The 25,901-nt window shown below is 64.9% G+C and carries 27 protein-coding genes; 18 read left to right on the top strand and 9 right to left on the bottom strand.

What is annotated here, in order from left to right:
* Positions 1–150: 150 nt before the first annotated feature.
* On the bottom strand, positions 151–1,257 hold the full coding sequence (locus ACWCIA_RS15455; protein ID WP_454164695.1) for an anhydro-N-acetylmuramic acid kinase: 1,107 nt from the start codon (positions 1,255–1,257) through the stop codon (positions 151–153).
* Between the two features lie 133 nt (positions 1,258–1,390).
* The gene (locus tag ACWCIA_RS15450; protein ID WP_454164694.1) at positions 1,391–2,752 is read right to left on the bottom strand and encodes a peptidoglycan DD-metalloendopeptidase family protein; all 1,362 of its coding nucleotides are present in this window, start codon (positions 2,750–2,752) and stop codon (positions 1,391–1,393) included.
* Positions 2,753–2,902: 150 nt separating this feature from the next.
* Here ACWCIA_RS15450 and tyrS point away from each other — a divergent pair, with 150 nt between their 5' ends.
* The 15 genes from tyrS (at position 2,903) to ACWCIA_RS15375 (ending at position 16,794) form a co-directional block, all read left to right on the top strand.
* A complete protein-coding gene (gene tyrS / locus ACWCIA_RS15445; RefSeq protein WP_454164692.1) occupies positions 2,903–4,171 on the top strand; it encodes a tyrosine--tRNA ligase in 1,269 nt (422 codons plus the stop codon).
* Positions 4,168–4,626 carry a D-aminoacyl-tRNA deacylase gene (gene dtd, locus ACWCIA_RS15440; protein ID WP_454164691.1) on the top strand — a complete coding sequence of 153 codons (459 nt, stop codon included), beginning with the start codon at positions 4,168–4,170 and terminating at the stop codon, positions 4,624–4,626. The genes tyrS and dtd overlap by 4 nt, the downstream gene beginning before the upstream one ends.
* Before the next feature lie 53 nt (positions 4,627–4,679).
* Positions 4,680–5,345 (top strand): YbhB/YbcL family Raf kinase inhibitor-like protein, encoded by a 666-nt coding sequence (locus tag ACWCIA_RS15435; protein WP_454164689.1) that lies wholly within the window; start codon positions 4,680–4,682, stop codon positions 5,343–5,345.
* 68 nt (positions 5,346–5,413) lie between these two features.
* Positions 5,414–6,064, top strand: a complete 651-nt coding sequence (locus ACWCIA_RS15430) for a histidine phosphatase family protein (RefSeq protein ID WP_454164687.1) — start codon at positions 5,414–5,416, stop codon at positions 6,062–6,064.
* Between the two features lie 363 nt (positions 6,065–6,427).
* Complete coding sequence (gene dusB / locus ACWCIA_RS15425) at positions 6,428–7,453, top strand: tRNA dihydrouridine synthase DusB (RefSeq protein ID WP_454164685.1); 1,026 nt, start codon at positions 6,428–6,430, stop codon at positions 7,451–7,453.
* Positions 7,454–7,552: 99 nt separating this feature from the next.
* Positions 7,553–7,786 carry a helix-turn-helix domain-containing protein gene (locus ACWCIA_RS15420; protein WP_379747209.1) on the top strand — a complete coding sequence of 78 codons (234 nt, stop codon included), beginning with the start codon at positions 7,553–7,555 and terminating at the stop codon, positions 7,784–7,786.
* Positions 7,787–7,873: 87 nt separating this feature from the next.
* Positions 7,874–9,460: a bifunctional phosphoribosylaminoimidazolecarboxamide formyltransferase/IMP cyclohydrolase gene (gene purH / locus ACWCIA_RS15415; RefSeq protein WP_454164683.1), complete on the top strand. Its 1,587-nt coding sequence runs from the start codon at positions 7,874–7,876 to the stop codon at positions 9,458–9,460.
* A 268-nt stretch (positions 9,461–9,728) separates the two neighbouring features.
* Positions 9,729–10,265 carry a crossover junction endodeoxyribonuclease RuvC gene (ruvC, locus tag ACWCIA_RS15410; RefSeq protein WP_454164681.1) on the top strand — a complete coding sequence of 179 codons (537 nt, stop codon included), beginning with the start codon at positions 9,729–9,731 and terminating at the stop codon, positions 10,263–10,265.
* A 15-nt stretch (positions 10,266–10,280) separates the two neighbouring features.
* A complete protein-coding gene (gene ruvA / locus ACWCIA_RS15405; RefSeq protein WP_454164679.1) occupies positions 10,281–10,859 on the top strand; it encodes a Holliday junction branch migration protein RuvA in 579 nt (192 codons plus the stop codon).
* Between the two features lie 24 nt (positions 10,860–10,883).
* A complete protein-coding gene (gene ruvB / locus ACWCIA_RS15400; protein WP_454164677.1) occupies positions 10,884–11,945 on the top strand; it encodes a Holliday junction branch migration DNA helicase RuvB in 1,062 nt (353 codons plus the stop codon).
* A gap of 8 nt (positions 11,946–11,953) precedes the next feature.
* A complete protein-coding gene (locus ACWCIA_RS15395; protein WP_454164702.1) occupies positions 11,954–12,409 on the top strand; it encodes a YaiI/YqxD family protein in 456 nt (151 codons plus the stop codon).
* Between the two features lie 116 nt (positions 12,410–12,525).
* The gene (locus ACWCIA_RS15390) at positions 12,526–14,319 is read left to right on the top strand and encodes a CIA30 family protein (protein ID WP_454164675.1); all 1,794 of its coding nucleotides are present in this window, start codon (positions 12,526–12,528) and stop codon (positions 14,317–14,319) included.
* A 101-nt stretch (positions 14,320–14,420) separates the two neighbouring features.
* Complete coding sequence (locus ACWCIA_RS15385) at positions 14,421–15,467, top strand: sensor histidine kinase (protein ID WP_454164673.1); 1,047 nt, start codon at positions 14,421–14,423, stop codon at positions 15,465–15,467.
* A complete protein-coding gene (locus ACWCIA_RS15380; protein WP_454164671.1) occupies positions 15,464–16,069 on the top strand; it encodes a response regulator in 606 nt (201 codons plus the stop codon). Before ACWCIA_RS15385 ends, ACWCIA_RS15380 begins: the two co-directional genes overlap by 4 nt.
* A 161-nt stretch (positions 16,070–16,230) precedes the next feature.
* Entirely contained in the window at positions 16,231–16,794 is a 564-nt protein-coding gene (locus ACWCIA_RS15375) for an MgtC/SapB family protein (RefSeq protein WP_454164700.1), read from the top strand.
* A 32-nt stretch (positions 16,795–16,826) separates the two neighbouring features.
* On the opposite strand, the gene ACWCIA_RS15370 is transcribed toward ACWCIA_RS15375, so the two are convergent.
* Positions 16,827–18,848: an ATP-binding protein gene (locus ACWCIA_RS15370; RefSeq protein WP_454164669.1), complete on the bottom strand. Its 2,022-nt coding sequence runs from the start codon at positions 18,846–18,848 to the stop codon at positions 16,827–16,829.
* Between the two features lie 146 nt (positions 18,849–18,994).
* Between ACWCIA_RS15370 and ACWCIA_RS15365 the strand changes: the two genes are divergently transcribed.
* Positions 18,995–19,771 carry a helix-turn-helix domain-containing protein gene (locus tag ACWCIA_RS15365; protein ID WP_454164667.1) on the top strand — a complete coding sequence of 259 codons (777 nt, stop codon included), beginning with the start codon at positions 18,995–18,997 and terminating at the stop codon, positions 19,769–19,771.
* 59 nt (positions 19,772–19,830) lie between these two features.
* On the top strand, positions 19,831–20,775 hold the full coding sequence (locus ACWCIA_RS15360) for a DMT family transporter (protein WP_454164666.1): 945 nt from the start codon (positions 19,831–19,833) through the stop codon (positions 20,773–20,775).
* 48 nt (positions 20,776–20,823) lie between these two features.
* On the opposite strand, the gene lldD is transcribed toward ACWCIA_RS15360, so the two are convergent.
* The 6 genes from lldD to ACWCIA_RS15330 all read right to left on the bottom strand — a co-directional run bounded on the left by lldD (position 20,824) and on the right by ACWCIA_RS15330 (position 25,150).
* The gene (lldD, locus tag ACWCIA_RS15355; protein ID WP_454164664.1) at positions 20,824–21,969 is read right to left on the bottom strand and encodes an FMN-dependent L-lactate dehydrogenase LldD; all 1,146 of its coding nucleotides are present in this window, start codon (positions 21,967–21,969) and stop codon (positions 20,824–20,826) included.
* Between the two features lie 545 nt (positions 21,970–22,514).
* Entirely contained in the window at positions 22,515–23,210 is a 696-nt protein-coding gene (locus ACWCIA_RS15350; protein WP_454164662.1) for a hypothetical protein, read from the bottom strand.
* Between the two features lie 14 nt (positions 23,211–23,224).
* Positions 23,225–23,686, bottom strand: coding sequence for a hypothetical protein (locus ACWCIA_RS15345; protein WP_454164660.1), 462 nt, complete (start codon positions 23,684–23,686; stop codon positions 23,225–23,227).
* Between the two features lie 164 nt (positions 23,687–23,850).
* Positions 23,851–24,192, bottom strand: coding sequence for an SMR family transporter (locus tag ACWCIA_RS15340; protein WP_454164658.1), 342 nt, complete (start codon positions 24,190–24,192; stop codon positions 23,851–23,853).
* A gap of 59 nt (positions 24,193–24,251) precedes the next feature.
* Positions 24,252–24,698: a DUF2147 domain-containing protein gene (locus tag ACWCIA_RS15335; protein WP_454164656.1), complete on the bottom strand. Its 447-nt coding sequence runs from the start codon at positions 24,696–24,698 to the stop codon at positions 24,252–24,254.
* 83 nt (positions 24,699–24,781) lie between these two features.
* Positions 24,782–25,150, bottom strand: coding sequence for a VOC family protein (locus tag ACWCIA_RS15330; RefSeq protein ID WP_454164655.1), 369 nt, complete (start codon positions 25,148–25,150; stop codon positions 24,782–24,784).
* A 169-nt stretch (positions 25,151–25,319) separates the two neighbouring features.
* Between ACWCIA_RS15330 and ACWCIA_RS15325 the strand changes: the two genes are divergently transcribed.
* On the top strand, positions 25,320–25,847 hold the full coding sequence (locus ACWCIA_RS15325; protein ID WP_454164653.1) for a PEP-CTERM sorting domain-containing protein: 528 nt from the start codon (positions 25,320–25,322) through the stop codon (positions 25,845–25,847).
* Positions 25,848–25,901 lie beyond the last annotated feature (54 nt).

Here is a 25,901-nt window from a genome sequence, read left to right as displayed (position 1 = left end):
GCATCTTCCAGGTCATTTTCTGCGACCGCGAGGTGACGCAAATCGACCTCAAAAGCCGCTAAAATTTAACCCGGCAGTGTTACCTATGTGTCTAGACACCTGTTACCTATGTGTCTGTGCTATACAGAGAGCCCACCCTACGTGTCTCTATCACGCCGGGTACAACGCCCCCAAAATCCGCGGCCCCTTGGCCCCGGTCACCGCCGGCATGTTGCCCGGCAGCCGCTCGTTGAACCGATACCCCAGCCAGGCAAACGCCAGCGCCTCGACCCGGTTCGGCGCAATCCCGAGCGCGGCCGTCGACTCGACCGGCACCTTTCCGCCCAGCGCCGCCGCCAGGCTGCGCAGCAGGGCACCGTTGTAGGCGCCGCCGCCGCACACATACACCGCATCGGCCGTCACGCCCTCGCCGAGGATGGCGCGCGCGATCGACTGCGCCGTCAGTTCGACCAGGGTCGCCTGCACGTCGGCCGGCGCGAGACCTGCGAACCGCGCCAGCCGCGCATCCAGCCATTCCAGGTGGAACAGGTCGCGCCCCGTGCTCTTCGGCGCCGGCTGGTGGAAGTAGGGCTCGTCCAGCAGCACGGCCAGCAATTCGCCATGGGCCGTTCCGCTTGCACCCCAGGCGCCGTCCTCGTCGTATTCCTTGCCCTGGTGGCGCTTGACCCAGCCGTCCAGCAGCACATTGCCCGGGCCGGTGTCGTAGCCGGTCACGCGGCCGTCCGCGTGCAGCACGCTGATGTTGCCGATGCCGCCGATATTGACCACCACGCGCGTCGTGCCGGGCTTGCCGAACACGGCCGCGTGGAAGGCCGGCACCAGCGGCGCGCCCTGGCCGCCGGCGGCGATGTCGCGGCTGCGGAAGTCCGCGATGACGTCGATGCCGCTCAGTTCCGCCAGCAGCGAAGGGTTGTTGGTCTGGCGCGTAAAGCCGAGCTCGGGGCGGTGGCGGATGGTCTGGCCGTGTACTGCGACCGCGGCGACCGGCCCTGGCGCCAGCTCCACGAGTTCGCCGACGCAGGCCGCATAGACCTGCGCCAGCCCGTTCGCGGCGATGGCTTCGCGCTCGATTTCGTTCTCGCCGTTTGCCTGCAGCGCCATCAGTTCGGCGCGCAGGGCGGCGGGGAAGGGCACGAAGGCGGCTTCCAGGGTGCGGATGGCGCCGCCGGCGAAGTCGGCCAGCACGCCGTCCACGCCATCGAGGCTGGTGCCCGACATCAGGCCGATAATCAGGGAGGTAGGGGAGGAGGTCGTCATGCCCGCATCTTAAAGCATCCGCAGGGGCGCCGGAAGCCGGGCGATCCCGGCTGCCGCCGAAACCGGCTCCACAATGAAAAACGCCTTCCGTGCATCGCTGCGCGGAAGGCGTTGATCTGGTGTTGCGTCCGGGTTAGCGGGCGGCCATGGCGTTGCCGCCAGGAGTCAGCAGCGAGAAGCGGTGCTTCATGTCCGCGGCAGCCATGCGGAAGCGGGCCATTTCGCCGGCGTCCAGAGGAGCGGCCATCAGGTTCTTCAGGGAGTTCGGGTCGCGTGCGACGCCGCCGATACGGAATTCGTAGTGCAGGTGGGCGCCGGTCGACCAGCCGGTCGAGCCGACGTAGCCGATGACCTGGCCCTGGCTGACCTTGGCGCCCTTGCGCAGGCCGGCGATGCGGCTCATGTGGGCATAGGCGGTGGTGTAATTCGACCAGTGCTTGAGGACGACCATGTTGCCGTAGCCGCCGGAGTTGCCGGCGAAATCGACGACGCCGTCGCCCGAGGCGCGGATCGGGGTGCCGGTCGAGGCGGCGTAGTCGATGCCCTTATGCGCTTTCCACTTGCCCGAGATCGGGTGGATGCGGTTCGAGAAGCCCGACGAGACGCGCGAGAATTCCAGCGGCGACTTCAGGAAGGCCTTTTTTAGCGATTTGCCGTCGAGGCTGTAGTAGCCGCCGTCCTTGGTGACCGGGTCTTCGAACCACACGGCCTGGTGGCTGACCCCGCGGTTGATGAATTCGCCTGCCAGGATGCGGCCGGTTTTCACCAGCTCGCCGTCGAGCCAGAAGGTTTCGTACACGACGTTGAAACGGTCGCCGCGCTTCAGGTCGCCGCGGAAGTCGATGTTGGTCGAGAACATCTTGACGATTTCGCCGACGATCGAATCAGGGATCGAGCCGCCGTCGACGTTGGCGTCGGTGGCCGAGTAGAGGGAGGAGCTGGTGATTTCGCGCGAACGCATTTCGACGCGACGCTCGAGCTTGGCAGGAGCCTCGCTGGCGGTGAAGCCGTCGCCGTCGCGGGCGATGGTCAGCGTGGTCGGCGCCTTGTTCTTGTCGGCGAGGGTGGCGCGCAGCGACAGCAGCAGGCCGTTCTCGTCGGTCTCGGCCTGCAGGCGCTTGCCGTTCTTGAGCGAGAGGAGGCGGCGGGCAACCTTGTTCGTGCGGATGAACTTTTGCGCTTCGGCGTCTTCTACACCCAGGCGGCCCAGCATCGTGCCGATCGAGTCGCCGGAACGGACGCGCTCTTCGTGGATGAATTGCTGCTCGTCCTGCTGCAGGGCGGCGATCTGGTCGGAGAGGTTGGGCAGGGCCAGGTCCTCGGCGACCGACTTGACCGGCACGTTGGCGTCGTCTTGCGCGATCGGCGCGGTAGCAACAGCGCCGAAAGCGCACAGTGCCAGGCCGAGGGCGCCCGCGCCAACGATACGGGCTTTGCGGCTCGTATTTGCCAGGCTGGTCGAGAGCTTACCGGTGATTTTATAAATAGGATGCATGCAATCTCAGTTAAAATTTACCGCTTGAACTTGAGTGCTATTTTTCTTGTTGTTTTGAAAAGTTTTCTTACGGCAAGATTGATGGGATCGGCCATTGTACCAAAATATGCACTCCTACACACGCTTTAGCCAATTTCCTACAAAAAATTTATGACAGACTCCGCGTCTTGTAGTAGTAACAACTCTGTTTCTGCTTCCCCTAAACTGGTTCTCTCTGACAAGGTTCAAGAAGCCCTTGCCATCACGAAACGTGGTGTCGATGAACTCCTGATCGAAAGCGAATTTGCACAAAAGCTGGCCCGCTCGGAAGCGACCGGCGTACCGCTGCGTATTAAATTAGGCGCCGACCCGACCGCCCCGGACCTGCACCTGGGCCACACCGTGGTGCTGAACAAGCTGCGCCAGCTGCAAGACCTCGGCCACCAGGTGATCTTCCTGATCGGCGATTTCACGTCGATGATTGGCGACCCGTCGGGCCGCAACGCCACGCGTCCGCCGCTCACCCGCGAGCAGGTGGAAGAAAACGCGAACACCTATTTCCGCCAGGTTGCGCTGATCCTCGACGAGTCGCGCACCGAAATGCGCTACAACTCGGAGTGGTGCGACCCGCTGGGTGCGCGCGGCATGATCCAGCTGGCCTCGCGCTACACCGTGGCACGCATGATGGAGCGCGACGACTTCACCAAGCGCTACAAGAGTGGGACACCGATCGCCGTCCACGAGTTCCTGTATCCGCTGATGCAGGGCTACGATTCGGTCGCTTTGAAAGCAGACCTTGAGCTAGGTGGAACGGACCAGAAATTCAACCTGCTGGTTGGCCGCGAACTGCAAAAAGACTACGGGCAAGAGCCGCAGTGCATTCTCACCATGCCGCTGCTGGAAGGCCTCGACGGCGTCGAGAAGATGTCGAAGTCGAAGAACAACTACATCGGCATCACCGAAGCGCCGAACACCATGTTCGCCAAGCTGATGAGCATTTCCGACGTCATGATGTGGCGTTACTTCGAGCTGCTGTCCTTCCGTCCGATGAGCGAACTGGCGGCCCTGAAGGCGGCCGTCGAGGGCGGCGCCAACCCGCGCGACGCCAAGGTCGCGCTGGCGCAGGAAATCGTCACCCGCTTCCACTCGAGCCAGGCCGCCACCGATGCGCTGGCCGACTTCGTCAACCGCTCCAAGGGCGGCATCCCGGACGACGTGCCGGAAGTGGCGGTGTCGGGTGCACCGCTGGGCGTGGCCCAGCTGCTCAAGGCGGCCGGCCTGTGCGCCTCGACTTCGGAAGCGATGCGCATGGTCGACCAGGGCGGCGTGCGCATCGATGGCGCCGTCGTCAGCGACAAGGGCCTGCAGGTCGAGGCCGGCAGTTTCGTGCTCCAGGTCGGAAAGCGCAAGTTCGCACGCGTCAATTTTACTAACGCATGATCGGGCTGCTGCAACGCGTCAGCCACGCCAGCGTCGTGGTGGACGGGGCCACGGTCGGGGCCATCGAGGCCGGTCTGATGGTGCTGGTCTGCGCCGAGAAGGGCGACACCGAGCGCGAGGCCGACGCCTTGCTGGCCAAGCTGCTCGGCTACCGCGTCTTTTCCGACGAGGCCGGCAAGATGAACCGCAGCGTGAAGGACACCGGCGGCGCGCTGCTGCTGGTGCCGCAGTTCACGCTGGCGGCCGACACCCGCTCCGGTACCCGTCCCTCGTTCTCGCCGGCCGCCAGCCCTGACGACGGCCGGCGCCTGTTCGACCATTTCGTGCGCCAGGCATGCGCCCTGCATGGCAAAGTTGAGACCGGTCAATTTGGCGCCGACATGAAAGTCTCGCTGACCAACGACGGCCCGGTCACGATCTGGCTACGTGTTGATCCGGTCGATATTTCACGTTGAAACCCGTACCGCGCCCTGCGGTCAATAACATGGAGGCCCACCGGGAGTCTGCGATGAATATCTGGAGTGATTCGTTTACCGAAGGCGGGCTGATCCCGCCTGAGTGCGCGTTCGCGGTCATCGACCCGAACACGCACGTGCGCTTGTCGAACAACCGCAATCCCCACCTCGCGTGGGACGAGGTGCCGGCCGGTACCCAGTCGCTGGTGATCCTGTGCGTCGACGGCGACGTGCCCGCCGATGGCACCGACGTCAACAAGGAAGGCCGCACCGTCCCGGATGGGCTCAAGCGCACCGATTTCTACCACTGGAGCCTGGTCGATATCCCGCCCAGCCTGAAGGCGATCGGTGAAGGCCAGTTTTCCGACATGGTCACGCCGCACGGCAAGTCCGGCCCGAACGTCTCCTTCCTCGTCAAGAACGGCACCGAGCACCAGCTGCGCCAGGGCGTCAACGACTACACCGGCTGGTTCGCGGGCGATCCCTCCATGGCCGGCGAATACTTCGGCTACGATGGCCCCTGCCCGCCATGGAACGACGAACGCGTGCATACTTATGTGTTTACGATCTACGCACTCGATATCCCCGAGTTCCCGCTGGAGGGGCGCTTCAGCGGACAGGAAGCACGGCTGGCGCTGATGGGCCATATCCTCGACGAAGCGCAGATCTTCGGCGTGTATTCTTTGAATCCGGAAATCGCGCCGACGTTGTCTACCTGAAGCGTTTGCCAGTGCTTTGGCAGACGCTTTTTCATACCGCCCCGAGGTTTGGGGCGTTTTTGGACCTCATGCATAACAACACTACCCGTATCGCCCTGATCCGTCACGGCGAAACCGCCTGGAACGCCGAGCGCCGCCTGCAGGGTCACCTCGACATCGACTTGAACGACGAAGGCCGGCGCCAGGCGCAAGCCCTGGCTGCCGCGCTGGCCCCCGGCAGCATCGATGTGCTCGTGTCGAGCGACCTGGCACGCGCCGCGAACACCGCCAAGGCCATCGGCGAGGTCCTGGAACTGCCCTTGTTCATCGATGCGCGGCTGCGCGAGCGCTGCTACGGCGGCTTCGAAGGCTTGCTGTACGCGGAGATCGCCGATCGCTACCCGCGCGAATTCGCCGCCTGGCAAGGGCGCGACATCGACGGCACCCTGCCGCCAGGCCAGAATCAGGGCGAAACCTTCCGCCAGTTCTACGACCGCGTGATCCCCGCCATCCTCGGCTGGGCCGCCGACAACCCCGGCAAGTCGCTGGCCCTGGTCGCCCACGGCGGCGTGCTCGAATGCGCCTACCGCGCCGCCCTCGGCCTGGCGCTGGACACGCCGCGCAATTTCAAGGTGCTCAACGCCAGCGTCAACCGTTTTACGGTGCAGGACGGCAAGCTAGTACTGGAAAGCTGGGGCGAAGTGGCGCACCTGCAGCCGGCGGTGCTCGACGACGTGTGATGGATCGGTGATCAGGTCGGGGCTGTGGCACCAATCCACGTTACCGAATGGGCTACTTTGTAAACGCGTGGAGTCAGGACTCCGGTGAAGCCGTGGAGGAGGCCATTGGCCTCCTCCACCCCTACGCATCGCGCCAGATGTAGGGTGTGAGGGGGGCGCCAAGCCTCCCGACTCCACGCGTTTTGGAACCGTTGCACACCGTGCTGCCTGGCTTCACCGATTCCGGCTCTCTCCACGATTTCTTTCCGCTTGTCCAGACCTGATTATCCCGTTCGCTACAGTCCGGAAAAAATTTTGCCGCTTAATTGAGCAGCAGTTCGGGTAAAATAGCGGGTTCCCATCCATTCTGATCGTGTTCCCGCTGTGCAAATCGGCCCTTATACACTGCGCAATAATGTCTTTGTTGCACCCATGGCGGGTGTGACGGACCGTCCGTTCCGCCAGCTGTGCAAGCAGCTGGGGGCGGGCTATGCCGTGTCGGAAATGGCAGCCTCGAACCCGCGCCTGTGGGCCAGCGAAAAGACCAGCCGCCGCACCGACCACGCGGGAGAGATGGAGCCGAAGGCGGTGCAGATCGCCGGCGCCGACCCGCAGGACCTGGCCGATTGCGCCCGCCACAACGTCGAGCGAGGCGCCCAGATCATCGACATCAACATGGGCTGCCCGGTCAAGAAGGTGTGCAACAGCTGGTGCGGCTCCGCGCTGCTGCAGCACGAAGACCTGGTCGAACGCATCCTGCACGCCGTCGTGGAAGCGGTGGACGTGCCGGTGACCCTGAAATTCCGTACCGGCTGGGATCGCCAGAACAAGAATGCGCTGCGCATCGCGCGCATGGCGGAACAGGCCGGCATCCAGATGCTGACCCTGCACGGCCGCACCCGCGCCGACGGCTACAAGGGCGAGGCCGAATACGACACCATCCGCGCCGTCAAGGCCGCGGTCGGCATTCCCGTGGTGGCCAATGGCGACATCACCACGCCCGAGAAGGCGAAATTTGTGCTCGACTACACGGGCGCGGACGCGGTCATGATCGGCCGCGCGGCCCAGGGCCGGCCCTGGATCTGCCGCGAGATCGACCATTACCTGCGCACCGGCGAGCACCTGCCGCCGCCCCTGGTGGAAGAGGTGAGGGCGCTGATGAACGAACACCTGCCGGCGCACTACGCCTTCTATGGCGAGCACATCGGCGTACGCAGCGCGCGCAAGCACATCGGCTGGTATGTCGAGGACTTGCCGGGGGGCGAGGAATTCCGCCAGCGGATGAATCTGCTGGAATCGACGGCTGAACAATTGGCCGCTGTCGATAATTTTTTCCAATCGCAACTTCGCCATGGCGAGCGGTTACAATACCGACCCGCACAGCATGTCATTGAAGCAATTGCGGCATAAAAAGTAGTAAAAAAACAGCAGTAACAATTATAAAAACGATATGGGGACGCCGCCGACACAATCGGCGGAGCAATCACTAACCAGGATGAAGCAGCAGACATGAGCAAAGAGAGTATCCAGGAAGTTGTCCAGAAAAGCCTCGAGGACTATTTCAATGACCTGGGCGAGCAAAAGCCGTCGAACATCTACGACATGATGGTCATGACGGTCGAAAAGCCGATCCTCGAAGTGGTGATGACGCGCGCCGACGGCAACCAGTCGCACGCGGCCCAGATGCTGGGCATCAACCGCAATACTTTGCGCAAGAAACTGCAAGAGCACGGACTGCTCTAATCTCAGCCGGCGAGTGGCCGTGCGCGGGCGCGGCTCTTTCAAGCGCGCCGGATTCCGCACAGATTTCTATCAACAGTGGCCACTCCCATGATCAAACAAGCTCTCATTTCCGTCTCCGACAAGACCGGCGTGCTCGATTTCGCGCGCGCCCTGTCTTCGCTCGGGGTGAACATCCTGTCCACCGGCGGCACCGCCAAGCTGTTGCAGGAGAACGGCGTGCCGGTGACCGAAGTCGCCGACTACACCGGCTTCCCGGAAATGCTCGACGGCCGCGTCAAGACCCTGCACCCGAAAGTCCACGGCGGCATCCTCGCCCGCCGCGATTTCCCTGAGCACGTGTCCAAGCTGGAAGAGCACGGCATTCCGCAGATCGACATGGTCGTCGTCAACCTCTACCCCTTCCAGGCGACGGTCGCGAAAGACGACTGCTCGCTGGAAGACGCGATCGAGAACATCGACATCGGCGGCCCGACCATGCTGCGCTCGGCGGCCAAGAACCACCGCGACGTGGTCGTCATTTGCGACCCGAGCGACTACGGCGTGGTGCTGGCGGAAATGAAGGGCACTGGCGAAGTAGCCGGCGTGGTCGGTTACGACACCAAGTTCCGCCTGGCCAAGAAAGTGTTCGCGCACACCGCGCAATACGACGGCGCCATCACCAACTATCTGACCAGCCTGGGCGAAGACAAGCAGCACGCGACGCGCTCGAGCTACCCGCAGACCATCAACATGGCCTTCGAGAAGGTGCAGGACATGCGCTACGGCGAGAACCCGCATCAGGGCGCCGCCTTCTACCGCGATATCGCGTCGGTCGACGGCGCGCTGGCCAACTACCGCCAGCTGCAGGGTAAGGAACTGTCGTACAACAACATCGCCGACGCCGATGCGGCCTGGGAATGCGTGAAGTCGCTGGGCGGCTTCCAGCACCCGGCCGGCTGCGTCATCGTCAAGCACGCCAACCCGTGCGGCGTGGCAATCGGCGCGGACGCGCTCGACGCCTACACCCGCGCCCTGCAGACCGACCCGACCTCGGCCTTCGGCGGCATCATCGCTTTCAACGTGGAAGTCGACGGCCGTGCGGCCGAAGCGCTGGCGAAGCTGTTCGTCGAAGTGCTGATCGCGCCTTCGTTCACCGCCGAGGCACGCCAGATCATGGCGGCCAAGCAGAACGTGCGCCTTCTGGAAATTCCGCTGGGCGCCGGCCAGAACGGGTACGACGTCAAGCGCGTCGGCGGCGGCCTGCTGGTGCAGGCGCCGGACGCGAAGAACGTCGGCATGCCTGACCTGCGCGTGGTGTCGAAGAAGCAGCCGACCCCGCAGCAGCTGCAAGACCTGATGTTCGCCTGGCGCGTGGCCAAGTTCGTCAAGTCGAACGCGATCGTCTTCTGCGGCAACGGCATGACGCTGGGCGTCGGCGCCGGCCAGATGAGCCGCATCGACTCGGCCCGCATCGCCTCGATCAAGGCGCAGAACGCCGGGCTGTCGCTCGCCGGTTCGGCCGTGGCCTCGGATGCCTTCTTCCCGTTCCGTGACGGCCTCGATGTCGTGGTTGACGCGGGCGCGACCTGCGTGATCCACCCGGGCGGCTCGATGCGCGACCAGGAAGTGATCGACGCGGCCGACGAGCGCGGCGTAGTGATGCTGTACACGGGGACGCGTCACTTCCGGCATTGATTCGCCGCGGTTCGGCACCGGCGCATTTCCGTCGTGCCATCGAACCGCAAAACGAAGGGACGTAGGGTGGACGGGTTTCCCGTCCACGCGTTCAACAGCGCCTGCATATTCGCGTTTCGAATTAGCACCGTGCGTTGAACGCGTGGACGGCATAGCCGTCCACCCTACGTCGCTTCGGCATACCATACGGTTGTATAAACGCCAGCCAACCTGTGTTTTTGCACAGTATTTTTCCCACGATCCTTGCTGGCCGGTATAACATTCGATAATGATTATTCTCGGCATCGACCCAGGCCTGCGCACGACCGGCTTTGGGGTTATTGAAAAACACGGCAGCAAGCTGCGCTACATTGCGTCGGGCACCATCAAGACCGGCCTGGAGGGTGCCTTGCCTCCCCGCCTGAAGATCATCCTGCAAGGGGTGCGCGAGATCGTCGCTACCTACCAGCCGAGCTGTGCGGCCATCGAAAAAGTGTTCGTGAACGTCAACCCGCAGTCGACCCTGCTGCTGGGCCAGGCGCGCGGCGCGGCCATCAGCGCCCTGGTCGGCGCCGACCTCGACGTGGCCGAGTACTCTCCCACGCAGATCAAGCAGTCGGTGGTCGGCACCGGCAAGGCGGCCAAACCGCAGGTGCAGGACATGGTGTCGCGCCTGCTGATGTTACCCGGCTTGCCGGGCAGCGATGCCGCCGATGCCCTGGGCGTGGCGATCTGCCATGCCCATACCTACGATACGCTGGCGCTGGTCGGTGCGCTGGCTCCGCAGACGGCCACGCTGCGCATGAAAAACGGCCGCCTTGTATAAAAAGAAAGGTCAACCATGATTGGTCGCATTTCCGGAATTTTGCTGGAAAAGACTCCACCGCAACTGCTGGTGGATTGCAACGGCGTCGGCTACGAAGTCGACGTGCCGATGAGCACCTTCTACAACCTGCCGCACACGGGCGAGAAGGTGGTGCTGTTCACCCACCAGGCGATCCGCGAGGATGCCCACCTGCTGTTCGGCTTCGGCACGGCCAGCGAGCGGGCCCTGTTCCGCCAGCTGATCAAGATCACCGGCGTCGGCGCGCGTACGGCCTTGTCGATTTTGTCGGGCATGACGGTGGCGGACCTGTCGCAGGCGGTCACGCTGCAGGAAGCAGGGCGGCTGGTGAAAATCCCCGGCATCGGCAAGAAGACGGCCGAGCGGCTGTTGCTCGAACTGAAGGGAAAGATCGGCGCCGACATCGGCGTGGTCGGCGGCGCCCCGCGCGACGACACCCAATCGGACGTGCTCAACGCGCTGCTGGCTTTGGGGTATTCTGACAAGGAAGCCCTGCTGGCGACCAAGAACCTGCCGGCCGGCTCGAGCGTTTCCGACGGCATCAAGTTTGCGCTCAAGGCGCTGTCGAAAGCGTAACACTCCGTTTTAATAAGATAAGCAATGAGCATCCAGACCGACAATTTCACCGAGCAGCGGGTCATCGACGCCGCGCCGGCCTCGCCCAACGAGGAGGCGATCGAGCGCGCCTTGCGCCCGAAGCAGCTCGACGAATACGTCGGCCAGGAAAAGATCCGCGACCAGCTCGAAATTTTCATTTCCGCTGCCCGCAAACGGCGCGAGGCGCTCGATCACACGTTGCTGTTCGGCCCGCCGGGCCTGGGTAAAACCACGCTGGCCCACATCATCGCGCGCGAGATGGGCGTGAACCTGCGCCAGACTTCCGGCCCGGTGCTGGAGCGTCCGGGCGACCTGGCGGCCATCCTGACCAACCTCGAGCCGAACGACGTGCTGTTCATCGACGAGATCCACCGCCTGTCGCCGGTGGTCGAGGAGATCCTGTACCCGGCGCTCGAGGACTACCAGATCGACATCGTGATCGGCGAAGGCCCGGCCGCGCGTTCGGTAAAACTCGACCTGCAGCCGTTCACGCTGGTCGGCGCCACCACCCGCGCCGGCATGCTGACCAATCCGCTGCGCGACCGCTTCGGCATCGTCGCCCGCCTCGAGTTTTATAACGTCGAGGAACTAACCAAGATCGTCACCCGCAGCGCGGCCTTGCTGGAAGCCCCGATCAAGGAAGAGGGCGCACGCGAGGTGGCCATGCGCGCGCGCGGCACTCCGCGTATCGCCAACCGCCTGCTGCGCCGCGTGCGCGACTATGCGGAAGTGAAGGGCAATGGCGAGATCACCAAGGACATGGCCGACCGCGCGTTGAAGATGCTCGACGTCGACTCGGTCGGCTTCGACGTCATGGACCGCAAGCTGCTCGAAGCGGTGCTGTTCAAATTTGGCGGCGGCCCGGTCGGCATCGGCAACCTGGCGGCGGCCATTGGCGAAGCGGCCGACACCATCGAGGACGTGCTCGAACCCTACCTGATCCAGCAGGGCTACCTGCAGCGCACGCCGCGCGGACGCATCGCGACTCCGGCGGCCTACCAGCACTTCGGCGTAGCCGCGCCGCGCATCAGCCCGACCGGCGACCTCTGGGATAACTTGCGTTGACCACCCCGATGCAGATCTGGGTCGACGCCGACGCCTGCCCCGCCGTCATCAAGGACATCCTGTACCGGGTTGCCGAGCGCACCCAAATTCCCGTCACGCTGGTGGCGAACCAGCTGATGCGCGTGCCCGGCTCGAAGTTCATCCGCGCGCTGCAGGTGCCCAGCGGGCCCGACGTGGCCGACGCCGAGATCGTCGAGCGCATGCAGCCCGGCGACCTGGTCGTCACCGGCGACATTCCGCTGGCGGCCCACGTGCTGGAGAAGGGCGGCTACGCCCTCAACCCGCGCGGCGACTTTTATACGAAGGACACCATCGCCCAGCAACTGACGATGCGCGCCTTCATGGAAGAACTCAGGAGCGGCGGCGTCGACACCGGCGGCCCGGCCGCCTTCAGCCAGGCCGACCGCCAACATTTCGCCAACGCCCTCGACCGCCACCTGGCCCGGCAGCGCCCGCGCGCCTGACAACGCATCTCAATACGTTCATGACACTTGTCATGTCAATCTGATGGCAGCTGCTTCTGTCGCCACGCGCGCCTGAAGCAGATACTCGGCTCATACCAACCCACTGGGAGAGCCTGATGAAACCGACCGTCCTTCACACCCTGCTGCTCGCCGCCGGCGTCGCCGCCGCGTCCAACGCCCTGGCTGCCGCCACCCTGGTGCGCGACGTGCGCGTCTTCGACGGCAACGCCGTGCACGAGCGCCGCTCCGTGCTGTTCGAGAACGGCGTCATCGTCGACGCAGATTTCCGTGGCGCGGCGCCAGGCGGCAGCCGGGTGGTCGAAGGCAAGGGCCGCACGCTGCTGCCCGGCCTGATCGACGCCCACACCCACGCCTTCCGCCACCAGGAGCTGCCGGTGCTGTTCGGCGTGACGACCCAGGTCGACATGTTCACCGACCTGACACTGATGAAGCAGGCGAAGCAGGACATGGCGCAGGGCCGCAACCACCAGCACGCGGACCTGTTCTCGGCCGGCACCCTGGTCACCGCGCCGAACGGCCACGGCACCCAGTTCGGCATCGCCATCCCCACCATCACCCAACCCGAACAGGCGCAGGCCTTTGTCGACGCGCGCATTGCCGAAGGTTCCGATTTCATCAAGATCGTCATGGAAAGCGGCTACGGCTTCCCCACGCTCGACCTGGCCACGGTCAAGGCCCTCATCGCGGCGGCCCACCTGCGAGGCAAGCTGGCCGTGGTCCACATCGGCAACGAGAAGGATGCGCGCGCCGTGCTCGACGCCGGCGCCGACGGCCTGGTGCACCTGTTCCCCGGTGCCTCCGCCGATGCTGCAGGACTGGCGCAACTGGCGCGCAGCAGGAAGGCCTTCGTGATCCCGACCTTCACCGTGCTCGAGAGCATGGCCGGCGTGCGCGGCGACGACCTGCTGGCAGATCCTGCGCTGGCCGCCATGCTCGACAAAGATGCGCAGGCCCCGCTGAAAGCGCGCTACGGCAACCAGGCGCGCCCGGCGATGCTGGTGGCGCCGAAGGCGGTCGCTGCGGCGATGATCAAGGCCGGCGTGCCGGTCCTGGCCGGGACCGACGCCGGCAACCCGGGCACGCAGTACGGGGTGAGCATGCACCGCGAACTGGCGGCATTGGTCGAAGCCGGACTGACTCCGGTGCAGGCGCTGGCGGCGGCCACCAGCGCACCGGCGCAGGTCTTCAAGCTGGGCCGGCGCGGCCGCATCGAGAAGGGCTACAAGGCCGACCTGCTGCTGGTCGAGGGCAACCCGGCGGCGGACATCCTGGCCACGCGCCGCATCGTCGAGGTCTGGAAGGATGGCGAGAGCGCAAGCGGCCTGCGCGACGGCCAGCGCCAGCGGGTGGCCAAGGCAGGGCAGGAGGGCGGCAAGGCCCTGGCGCTGCCGGCGGACGGCCGCATCAGCCAGTTCAGCGCACAGCGCCTGGCCAGCCCCTTCGGCATGGGATGGGGACCGTCGACCGACGGCTTCGTGGGCGGCAAGTCGACCGTCGTGCTGGCGGCGCAAGCGCCGCTGGCAGACGGCCAGGTGCCGCTCGCGATCGCGGCGAACGTGGCGCCGGGGCTGCCCTACGCCTGGGCCGGCGTGGCCTTCATGCCGGGCGCCCAGCCGATGCAGTCGGTGAATCTCTCCGCGGTGAAAACGGTGCGCTTCCGGGTACGCGGCGACGGCAAGCAGTACCAGGTGATCGCGATGTCGCAGGGCGTGCAGATCCCAGGCATGAAAGGGTTTACCGCAGGGCCGGAATGGACCGAGGTCAGCGTTCCTTTCAGCGAGCTCAAAGGCATCGATCCGGCAGCCGTCACCATGTTAGGATTCAACGCCGGTCCACAGCCGGGCGACTACCGCTTCGAGATCGCCGATGTGCGCCTGCTGACCCAATAACCAGAATAACGACAAGCGCGATGAACAGGATCAGGCAGGCGGTGGGGCAGGCAACTGAGCGAGTGCGGACGGGGCCGTGGATCCCACCGGAGCTGGGCAGGATGCCGTACTTCTGGCTGCTCAGCCTGGGCTACATGTTCTGGAAGTACGCCTACGTGGCGCCCAGCGCCCTCGAGGTGGCGCTGCTGGCGCTGACCATCGCCATCTTCATCCCGCTGTACTGCGCCAGCTTCTGGACGCACGGCCGGCAGGTCCTCGCCTGCATGCTGGCGGGCTGCCTGATCGGCGCCGCCTGGGCGCGCTGGAACATCGGCGCCGCCACCTTCTTCATCTTCGCCTGCGCGATGGCGGCCCGCATCGAGCACGTGCGGCGCGCGGTGCTGGCGATCGTCGGCGTGATCATGCTGGGACTGCTGACCTCCCTGCTGGTCCCTTACGGGCAGATGCGCTTCCTGTTCCTGATGCCGATCTTGACCATCAGCCTGCCCGTAGGCCTCGGGGCCCTGATGGATGCGCGCCTGCGCCGCTCGCACCAGGCGCTGGTGCGCAAGCAGGAAGAGGTCGAGCACATGGCCACTATCGCCGAGCGCGAACGCATCTCGCGCGACCTGCACGACCTGCTGGGCCATTCGCTGTCGCTGATCGCCCTGAAGGCCGACCTGGCGCGCAAGCTGGTGCACCGCGATGCTCATGCCTGCGAGCGCGAGATCGGCGACATCGAGGCCAGCGCGCGCCAGGCACTGGCCGAAGTGCGGGCCGCCGTCAGCGGCTACCGCGAGAGCGGCCTGGCCCACGCGCTGGCCAGCGCCCGCGCCAGCCTGGCCGCGGCCGATGTCGCGCTCGACGAGCAGGTCGAACGCCTCGATCTGGCGCCGGCCACCGAGCACGTGCTGGCGCTGGCGCTGCGCGAAGCGGTCACCAATGTCGTACGCCATGCCGGCGCGCGCCGCTGCCGCCTCTCGCTGGTGCTGGAGGGCGGCAACGTGGTGCTGCGCGTGGCGGACGACGGCGAGCGCCTGCGCAGCGAAACGGCGCTGCGCCACGGTAACGGACTGTCCGGCATGCAGGAGCGGGTGGCGGCGCTCGGCGGCAAGCTGGCCCTGCGCGTCGGCGCCGGGCTGGCGCTCGAACTGCGGGTGCCGGCATGATCCGCATCCTGATCGCCGAAGACCAGGCCCTGGTGCGCGGCGCGCTGGCGGCGCTGCTCGGGCTCGAAAGCGACTTCGCCGTGGTGGGCCTGGCCGCCGACGGCAGGGAAGCGCTGGCGCTGTGCACCGAGCACGCGCCCGACATCGTGCTGACCGATATCGAGATGCCGCACATGACGGGCCTGGAGCTGGCCACCTGCCTGGCCGAACGGGGCGCGGCCAGCCGGGTCATGATCGTGACCACCTTCGGGCGCAGCGGCTACCTGCGGCGCGCGCTGGCGGCGGGCGTGCGCGGCTACCTGCTCAAGGACGCGCCGGCCGACACCCTGGCCGCCGCGATCCGCACCGTCCACGCGGGCGGGCGCGCGGTCGCACCGGAACTGGCGCTGGAAAGCTGGGGCGGCGCCCAGGACCCGCTGTCCGAACGCGAACGCCAGGTGCTGCGTCTGGCGGGGGAAGGGCGCAGCAGCGCCGACATCGCGCGCCAGGTGCACCTGTCGGAAGGCACGGTGCGCAATTACCTGTCGGAGGCAATCAGCAAGCTGGGGGCGGCGAACCGGATCGAGGCGTATCGCATGGCGCGCGACGCAGGATGGTTGTAGGTTCCAAACGCGTGGAGTCGGGAGGCTCGGCGCCCCCCTCACACCCTACATCTGGCGCGATGCGTAGGGTGGAGTCCTGACTCCACGCGTTTACCGGCTCCAAGCCTCGCGCCGCTCAGTTTGCTTATCTGCCATCATGCTCCTGAATTCGCGAGAGGAGCATCGACGTGTGGCTGGAGCAAAGTTGGATCACGATACAGCAGGAATTTTCGGACCTGGGCAATGTGGAGGACATCACGCGCATCGTCGTGCGCCTGATGGTGGCGCTGGTGCTCGGCGGGATGCTCGGTTATGAACGCGAATCGGTCGGCGCCTCGGCCGGCCTGCGCACCCACATGCTGGTGTCGCTCGGCTCGGCCCTGTTCGTGCTGATCCCGCTGCAGGCGGGCATGGAAGTGAGCGACCTGTCGCGCGTGCTGCAGGGCGTCACGGCCGGCATTGGCTTCCTCGGCGCGGGCGCTATCCTCAAGCAGACCGACAAGAACGACATCAAGGGCCTGACCACGGCGGCCAGCGTGTGGCTGACCGCCGCCGTCGGCATCGCCGCCGGCATGGGGCGCGAGGCGACCGCGGTATTGAGCGCGCTGTTCGCGCTCGCGGTGCTGTCGATCCTGCGCATCACGCCGAGCGGCAAAGAGCTGCAGCACGGCGAGCCGAAAGGCCGGTCGGACGAGCAGCGCGTCAACTCCGACACCGAGTCAGGGCGGGAGGCAGCCGGGCGCTAGCAGCGCCTTCGCCTTGCGCCCGGCGCCGCGACTCAGCCCGGCGGCAGTGCCGCCAGGATCGCGCGGAACCGAACCATGTCCAGCGGCTTCACGAAATGGTGGTCGAAGCCCGCCGCTTTCGACAGCACCAGGTCGTGCGCCTGTCCGTAGCCGGTCAGCGCCACGAACACCGCGTTTGAATCCGGCGCCTGCGCATGCAGGCGGCGCGACAGTTCATAGCCATCCATGTTCGGCAGGCCGATATCGAGCACATACAGGTCGGGCGGCTCCGCGAGCGCCATCCCGAGTGCCTGGAACGGGTCGCTTGCCACGCGCACGGCGTGCCCCTCGGCCTGCAGCAGCACGGCAAGCGATTCGGCCGCGTCGACGTTGTCGTCGACCACCAGCAGCCGCGCCGGACGCACCGCCGGCGCGGCCTGTCCCGGGTGCTCGCGCACCGGGGCATCCTCGGCCAGCACCGGCAGGCAGATCGTGAAGCGGCTGCCCTTGCCCAGGCCCGCGCTCTCGGCCTGCACCGTGCCGCCGTGCAGCGTGACGATGCTCTTGACCAGCGCCAGCCCGAGCCCGAGTCCTCCCTGTGCGCGGTCCGGCGTGCGCGCGCCCTGGGTGAACAGATCGAACACGTGGGGCAGCAGCTTGTCCTCGATGCCGATGCCGTTGTCGGTCACCGCAATGCGCGCCCGGTCCGCGTGCAGATCGACGGCGAGGGTGATTTCGCCGCCTTGCGCCGTGTACTTGGCGGCGTTGTTGAGCAGGTTGGCCACCACCTGCACCAGCCGGGTGCGGTCGCCCTGCACGACCGGGTCGGACGCCTGCATGCGCAGGTTCAGGGCGTGCCCGCGCGACTTGATCAGGGGGCGCGCCTGCTCGATGGCGCTCGCGACGATCGCCTTCAGGTCGACCGGGTACTTGTCGAGTTCGATCAGGCCGCGCGTGACGCGCGAGACGTCCAGCAGGTCGTCGACCAGGGCCGTCATGTGGCGCACCTGGCGCGTGATGATGTCGCTGGCGTGCTCGATGCGCGCCGGGCTGGTTGCTGCCAGCTTGAGCAGGTGGGCGGCCGAGGCGATCGGCGCCAGCGGATTGCGCAGCTCGTGCGCCAGCATGGCGAGGAACTCGTCCTTGCGCGCGTTCATGCCGCGCAGCTCCTCTTCGGCCTGCTTCTGCGCGTGGATGTCGGTGCAGGTGCCCATCCAGCGCACGATGGCGCCGCCCTCGTCGTGCACGGGCAGCGCCCGCCCAAGCACCCAGCGGTATTGGCCGGAACGGTGGCGCAGCCGGTACTGGATTTCATAGGTCTCGCCGGTCGCCAGCGAATGGCGCCAGCGCTCCCAGGCTTCCTCCTGGTCGTCCGGATGGAACAGGCCGTTCCATCCCGCGCCGTCGGTCGAGCCCTGCGGCACGCCGGTGAAGTCGTACCACTGCTGGTTGAAGTAATCGTGGAAGCCGTCGGCCAGGGTCGACCACACCATCTGCGGCATGGCGTTGGCGATGGTGCGGAACTTGGCCTCGCTCTCGATCGACGCCAGGGTGACCCGGTTGCGCTCGATCGATTCCCAGCAGCGGTTGGCGACCAGCTCGACCAGCTTGATTTCCTGCGGCTGCCAGGCGCGCGGCCGGGCCTGGTGCAAGGCCATCCCGGCGACGAAGCGCCCGGCCTTGAGCACGGGCACGCTGATCACGGCGCGGATCTGCGCCTGCCGGTAGGCGCCGAGCACCTCGGCGGCGCGCGGATCGGTCTCGGCGTCCTCCACGACATAAGTGATGCCGAGCCGGCTCAGGCGCACGAATTCGGCGCCGAAGTCCTCGGTGCGGTAGCGGCCGACGATGCTGTGCACGCCCGCCGTGTAATCGCCGGTGACGGCAAATATCCCCATCTGGTCGTCGACGTGGGCGTAGGCGCAGCGGTTGACCCCGAGGAAGTCGCCCAGCATGGCGGCGGCGGTCTGGGTGATGTCCTGAGGGGCGAACAGGGGACGCATCGCGTCGTCCAGCGCCAGCAGGAATCGGTACATGTCGAGTTCGCCGAGCGGGCTGGGAGGTGATTCAGGCATTCTGGGGTGGGGCGTCTGGTTGCTTTCGGGGAATGTAACACGTAGCACGATTGCCCGTGTTTTCGCCAGCAAGCGGATGGCCGACGCGGCAACCCGCGCAGGGCAGGCATGCTAGACTTTCAGTGCCATCCTTCCCGGACTTCCCCGTGCCCAGCTTCGAGACCCTGTTCGTCGACCTCGACATCCGCACCTATCCGCAACAGCCGGAAGGGGACCGGCATGCCTGGGCCCAGCTCGTGCTGCCCCTGTCCGGCGAACTGCAGCTCGAGATCGAAGGCGAAACGGGCCGCCTCGATCCGCTGCACGGCGCCCTGGTCGTGCCCGGCGCCTGGCACTCCCAGTACAGCGAGCGCATGAACCGCTCCTTCATCCTCGACCTCGACGAGGCCGCCATGGCGCACGATGCCCTGGCCCGGCTGGCGGAACGCCCCTTCACCGCCATCGGCCCGGCCGCGCGCAAGCTGATCGACTACATGGAACTCATGCGCACCCAGCCGGCGCTCCCGCCGGCGCTGGTCCAGGGCTGGGTGCCGCTGCTGCTCGATACGCTGGTGCTGGACGCGCCCCAGGAGCGCTCGCGCCTGGCCGCCCTGCTGGCGCAGGTCCGGGCACAGCCCGGCCATCCCTGGAACAGCGAATCGATGGCCCGCTACGCCTGCCTCAGCGCGAGCCGGCTGCACGCCCTGTTTCGCGCGGAGCTGGACACCAGCCCGCATGCCTGGCTGCAGCGGCAGCGAATCGAGTACGCCTGCCGCCGCCTCGCCGGGACGAACCAGGCGATCGCCGAGGTGGCGCTGCAGGCCGGCTTCTCCGACCAGAGCGCCCTGACGCGCGCGATGCGCCAGCAGCTCGACACGACGCCGGCCGCCTACCGGCGCCGCAGCAGGCAGCACCTGCAAGAGACTCCGCCAAAAACGCAGTAATCCGCGCCAAGAATTTACGCGCCGGCTCCTCCAGAATCGATGTTTTCTGGAGGCTGAACATGGTGGTCCAACATTCCTGGCTCGGGCTCGGCGCCGGCGTCCTCGCGGGCGCCTGCTGGGGCCTCGTCTTCCTCGCGCCCGAACTCACGTCCGGCTTCACCTCGCTGCAGCTGTCGGCGGGCCGCTACCTGGCCTACGGCCTGGTGGCCGCCATCCTGATCGCGCCGGCCTGGAAGCGGGTATCGAGCACGCTGACCTGGAAGGAGTGGCGCGGCCTGATCTGGCTGAGCTTGTGCGGCAACATCGTCTACTACGTCTTCCTCGCCAGCGCCGTGCAGGCCGGCGGGATGGCCATGGCCTCGCTCGTGATCGGCCTCTTGCCGCTGGCCGTGACCCTGGTCGGCAGCCGCGAGCGGCACGCGGTGCCGCTGCGGCGGCTGGTTCCGTCGCTCGCCTTCGGCGTGGCGGGCCTGCTGTGCATCAGCTGGCAATCGCTGGCCGGGACAGGGCAGGGGCAGGGCTCGCTCTTCGGCCTGCTGTGCGCGATCGGCGCCCTCGTGTCATGGACGGTCTACGCGGTCGGCAACAGCCGCTGGCTGGCGAAACTGCACACCGTCTCGGCCCACGAATGGAGCCTGTTGACCGGCGTCGTCACCGGCGCCCAGGCCCTGGTGCTGGCGCTGCCCGCCTTCCTGTTCACGGCCTCGAACCACGCCGCATCGGACTGGGGCTATTTCGCCGCCATCGTGACCGGCATCGCCATCCTGTGTTCGATCGTCGGCAACGGCCTGTGGAACGTCGCCAGCCGCGCGCTGCCGCTGACGCTGATGGGGCAGATGATCGTGTTCGAGACGCTGTTCGCCGCGCTGTACGGCTTCCTGTGGGAGGCGCGCTGGCCGACGGGGCTCGAGACGGCGGCGCTGGTGCTGCTGGTGGCTGGGGTGGCGTCCTGCGCGGCGGTGCACAGGGTGCCAAAGGAGGCTGCTCGTAACGCTATCGCATAAGAAGCCGTGCCCGAATGCCAGACCTGACCCCAAGTCTGTCGGGACGGTTCAGGCGCCAGCAGATACGGCCAGCACATCGGGCCCGACATCCCGTAGCGACTTCACGCCGGTCAGCACCATGTTCGTGCGGATGTCCTTCTCCATGATCGCCAGCAGGCGTTCGACGCCGGCCTGCCCTTGCGCCGCCAGGGCGTACACGAAGGCACGGCCGATCAGGACACCGTCGGCGCCCAGCGCGAGCATGCGGAATACATCGGTGCCGGTACGGACGCCACCGTCGACGAAGACCGTCATCCGGCCTTTGACGGCGGCGGCGATCGATGGCAGCGCCCGGGCTGTCGACAGCGCTCCATCGAGCTGCCGTCCGCCATGGTTCGACACGACGATACCGTCGGCGCCGAACGCCAGCGCATCCCGCGCATCGTCCTCATCGAGAATGCCCTTGATGACCAGGTTTCCCTTCCACTCGTCGCGGATCCATTGGAGATCCTGCCAACTGATCCCGGGATCGAAATTCGCGCCGATCCAGCCCATGAAGTCCTGGAGCCCGGTTGCGCCGCCGAGGTAGGCCGAAATATTGCCGAGATCGTGGGGGCGGCCGAACAGACCCACGTCGATAGCCCATCGCGGACGCAGCATGGCCTGGAGCATCCGCCGCATGCCGGCGTTCGGGCCGCTCATGCCGCTGTGCGCATCGCGGTAACGCGCGCCCGGCAACGGCGTGTCGACCGTGAACACGAGGGTCGATGCCCCCAGGTCGCTGGCGCGCTGCATGACGTCGCGCATGAAGCCGCGGTCCTTCAGCACGTAGAGCTGGAACCACTGCCGCTTCGAGGCCTGGGCCGCGACTTCGGCCAGCGAACACACCGACATTGTCGACTGAATAAAGGGAATGTTGCAGCGGTCCGCGGCACGCACGGCCTGCACTTCGCCGCGCCGCGCATACATGCCGGTCAGCCCGACCGGGGCGAGTGCGATCGGCAAATCATAACGCTGGCCGAACCACTCGACGCCCAGGTCGAGCGCCTCCGAGCCGCGCAGTACGCGCTGGCGCAGCTTGACGGCTTGCAGGTCATCGACGTTCGCACGCATCGTGCCCTCCGCGCCGGCGCCGCCGTCGATGTAATGGAACAGGAAGGGTGGCAGGACGCGCTGCGCCGCAGCGCGGAAATCGGTGGCGGAGGAAATGAGCACGGCGACGGATCGGCAATGGTCGGGTGATCAGTATGCACCAGCGGAACATTTGATTGGCCGAATAGTGCAGGGTGCACTATTTGCGAACTGGCTGGCTAGCAGGACGGTGTCCCGCACCAAGAAAAAGCTGGGGTCAGGTCTGACATTCGGACACGAGCTCTACTTTAGTTCAAGCGAATTGTCGAGGCCGTGTCTGAATGCCAGACCTGATCCCAAGTTGCGTGTTCACGGCCTCGCATCAAGTCGCCTGGGACTGAGGCTATTTCGCCGCCATCGTGACCGGCATCGCCATCTTGTGTTCGATCGTCGGCAACGGCCTGTGGAACGTCCAGCCGCGCGCTGCCGCTGACGCTGATGGGGCAGATGTATCGTGTTCGAGACGCTGTTCGCCGCGCTGTACGGCTTCCTGTGGGAGGCGCGCTGACCGACGTGGGGTCGAGACGGGGCGCTGGTGCTGCTGGTGGCCGGGGTGGCGTCCTACGCGGCGGTGCACAAGACGCCTAAGCAGGCTTAACCGCTATCCTTTGAATGTAATGATTAGCTCTTTAACTGAACGCTTTAGCATGAGCTTGGTAATACACAGAACTGGCTGGCCAGTTAGGGACTGTTCTTCCAGCAATTCGATCAATGGATGCACTAAGCGCCAATGTGTTTTTTCTTTTTGAGTTTTTATTTATCACACCGTCCTGTACAAGAATAAAACCTTCTTCGAAGAGACTATCGCAGCCCAGCGCGCACATCAGGGTCGCGACATTATCAAAATCCAGTTTCTCCGCATGACTGCATGTCGAGCGAGGTTTAATGTGGGCAGCAATTAAAAGTTCTGCCGGGAGATCCCATCCACACAGCGTACACTGGCCATTTTGTTTTCCCTTTAGTAGGTAAGTCCGCAAGAATGTTTGTTCCTTTCTATATCTAGCCATTGTCGTTCGGTCGAGCTCGTTGCCTTCTACAAACGATGAGAGAAACTGCTTTAATGATATTCCTAGTTTTTCTTGTCCAGCAATCGTAATGTTTTTGTGAGAAATATAGGAAGGCGCCTGTCCGGTCGCGGGGTTAGACATCCTTGCGCCATATCCAGCGCTGACGAGTGCCGCCAGTTCCGACAGCGAGTCAACCCTGATGTAATCCGCTTTGAACTTCGAGTTCGTGGCTACATAAGTTCCATCTGCATGTAGATGCGGGTACAAAGGCTCATCTTTAAATTCCCCTCTATTTTTCTTCGCGAAAAGATTTTTCATTTTAAAAAATTATTTCAGTGTGTCTCAAACGAGTTCCATTGCTGTGTATCTAACTCCAGCGCGCAGTAGGCCTCGAAAACATAAAGTTCAAGTGGGTTCTCAATCGCGATAAATGCAACCTGCAATGAACATAAGTAGGCTTGGGCCTCCGCAAACGACGTACCGAAGAGGGGGTCTTGCATCGCCTTTTCCCTAGTTACACGGGCGATGGCCCTGTCCGGGTGCCTAGCCATCGCTATGCGAAATGCCAAACTTGCATCGAAATGTGTTTTTCCAAAGACGTGTTGCCGAAGCCGGCCAATAACTTTTCGTGAAATGCCGACATAAATTGGCGTGCCCGCGTCGATCAAGACGTAGCAACCGGAGAAGTCTTGGCGAAAGTGAAGTTCCTTCAGCAGCCGGCCTGTTCCGACCCTAGGTCTGGCAAAGAGGCTCATATCGAGCGGATTCGCCTTGGCAGCGTACATGCTGGTCATTTTCGCCGGAAGCACGGCTGCAGCAAGCTCTTGGAACGTATGGGGGCAGTCGTGAAGTGGCATTAGGTAAGGAAATTGATCTGATGACGCATTATTGGAACATAAAGTTTCTCGTTTAATACTAGCAGAGCTGCTAGAAGGGTGTACTGTCACCAAACCAGCGTCTAATGCCCCACGCTCTTCGAAAACAGATTAATCACCAGCACCCCGCCAATGATCATTCCCAGCCCGATCAGCGCCGGCAAATCCAGGCTCTGCTTGTACACCACCCAGCTCACCGCCGAAATCAGCACGATCCCGACGCCCGACCAGATCGCATACGCGATCCCCGTCGGCAGCACGCGCAGGCTGAAGGTGAGCAGGTAGAAGGAGGCGGCGTAGCACACGACAGTGAGCACGCTCGGCCACAGGCGGGTGAAGTTGTCGGTGGCCTTCAGGGCCGTGGTGCCGATCACTTCGACGATGATGGCGAGGCCGAGGAAGAGGTAGCTCTGGGTAAGGGTCATGGTGGATCAGGGAATAAAAAAGCGGCCCTGCGGGCCGCTTCGGGTGAAACAGGACAGTATCAGCCTTCGCGCTGCCACACCTGCGAACGGCCGAACATCGGTGCGCCGATGTAGCCGCGCACTTCCAGTTTGCGGCCTCCGTCGCGCAGGGTGGCCTTGCTCTTGTAGACCTTGCCCTTGGCCGGGTCGAGGATTTCGCCGCCGGTGTACTCGTCGCCTTCCTTCTTCAGGCCCGAGACGATCGTCATGCCGATGATCGGCTGGTTCTTGCGCGAGTCGGTGCACTCGGTGCATTTCGGGTTCTGGTCTTCGTTCGGGCCGCGGAACAGCTTTTCGATCTTGCCCTGCAGGGCGCCGTTTTCCTCGGTGACGCGCACCAGCGCCTTCGGTTTGCCGGTCTCGTCGTCGATGGTCTTCCACAGGCCGACGGCCGAGTTGTTCTGCGCCCAGGCGGCGGAGGTGAGCAGCATGGTGGCCAGCAGGCCGGTTTTGATCAGGGTACGCATGGGGTCTCCGTTGTTGTAGTTACGCTGGGGGCAGTGTAGCAAACCCGGTACGAAAGTTGGCGATAAAAAAGTTGCTGGATGTTTCAAGTACGCGGCAACTCGTGTCCGACCATCAGCCGGTGGCCGTCCACCGTGCGCAGGCCGAACTCGCGCATGTCCCAGGGTTCGTCCCTGAGCGGCTTGGTGATCTCGGCGCCGGCGGCCAGCGCCTGCGCATGCCAGGCGTCGGCGTCGTCCACCGACAAATAAGCGAAATACGAATGGTCGCCGGTGTCGGCGGGCGGCATGGCGTCGGGACAGGCGCCGGCCATGATGCGGCAGCCGTCGCGCTCGAACAGGCGCCAGCCCGGGTCGCCCATGTCGTGGACGGCGAAGCCGAGGGCGTCGCGGTAGAAGGCGGCCGAGCGTTCGAGGTCGTGCACGGCCAGTACGTACATGTGATCGCGAATCATGGTTTTCTCCTGCGCCCGTGCGCACTTTGAAACACATCAATATACACGCGGTGCTCGTCCATATGCTGGACCTGGGACGCAAAATCTTTGCGTTTTCTCAACCCAAACATTGAGGAAAACCATGAACATTTCCAAATTGATGAGGCAGCTTATCGCTGGATCCGCTTTCATGCTGGCCGCCGCCACCGCCTCGAGCGCCATCGTGGTCATCGACTTCGACGACATCGAAGGCATCTACATCGACTCCTACAGCGAGTCCGGCTACGTCTTCACCTCGCTTGCGACCCCGGCCGAAGGCGGCCCGCACCTGCACCCCGGCGGCGGCAACCTCTGGTTGCACAGCCAGGTCGGCTCCTCGCCTTACCAGATCCGGCGCGAGGACGGCATGAATTTCGACCTGCTCGGCTTCGAGTACCTCGGCGGCGATTCGACCTTCATTGCCGATACGGGCGCGACCTTCAACATCCTGGGTGAAGTGCCGCTGACGTTTGTCGAGCTGCCGGCCAGCTTCCAGAACATCAACTACGTCAACTGGTACATGACCACGCCCGATCCGGACGATATCTATGGCGAGGAATGGGGGCGCATCGACAATATCGTGACGCGGGTGCCGCCGGTGCCGGAACCGGCGCATGCGGGGATGCTGGGACTGGGATTGGCCGCCCTGGTGGCGGCCCGGCGCGCACGCACGAAGTAAGTGCCGGCAAATGAGAGGGAGGGGCGGTATGGCGCAGCGTGCGCCATACCGTTT

The sequence above is a fragment of the Massilia sp. SYSU DXS3249 genome (assembly GCF_053668055.1).
This window is presented reverse-complemented; position numbering and strand designations above follow the sequence as displayed.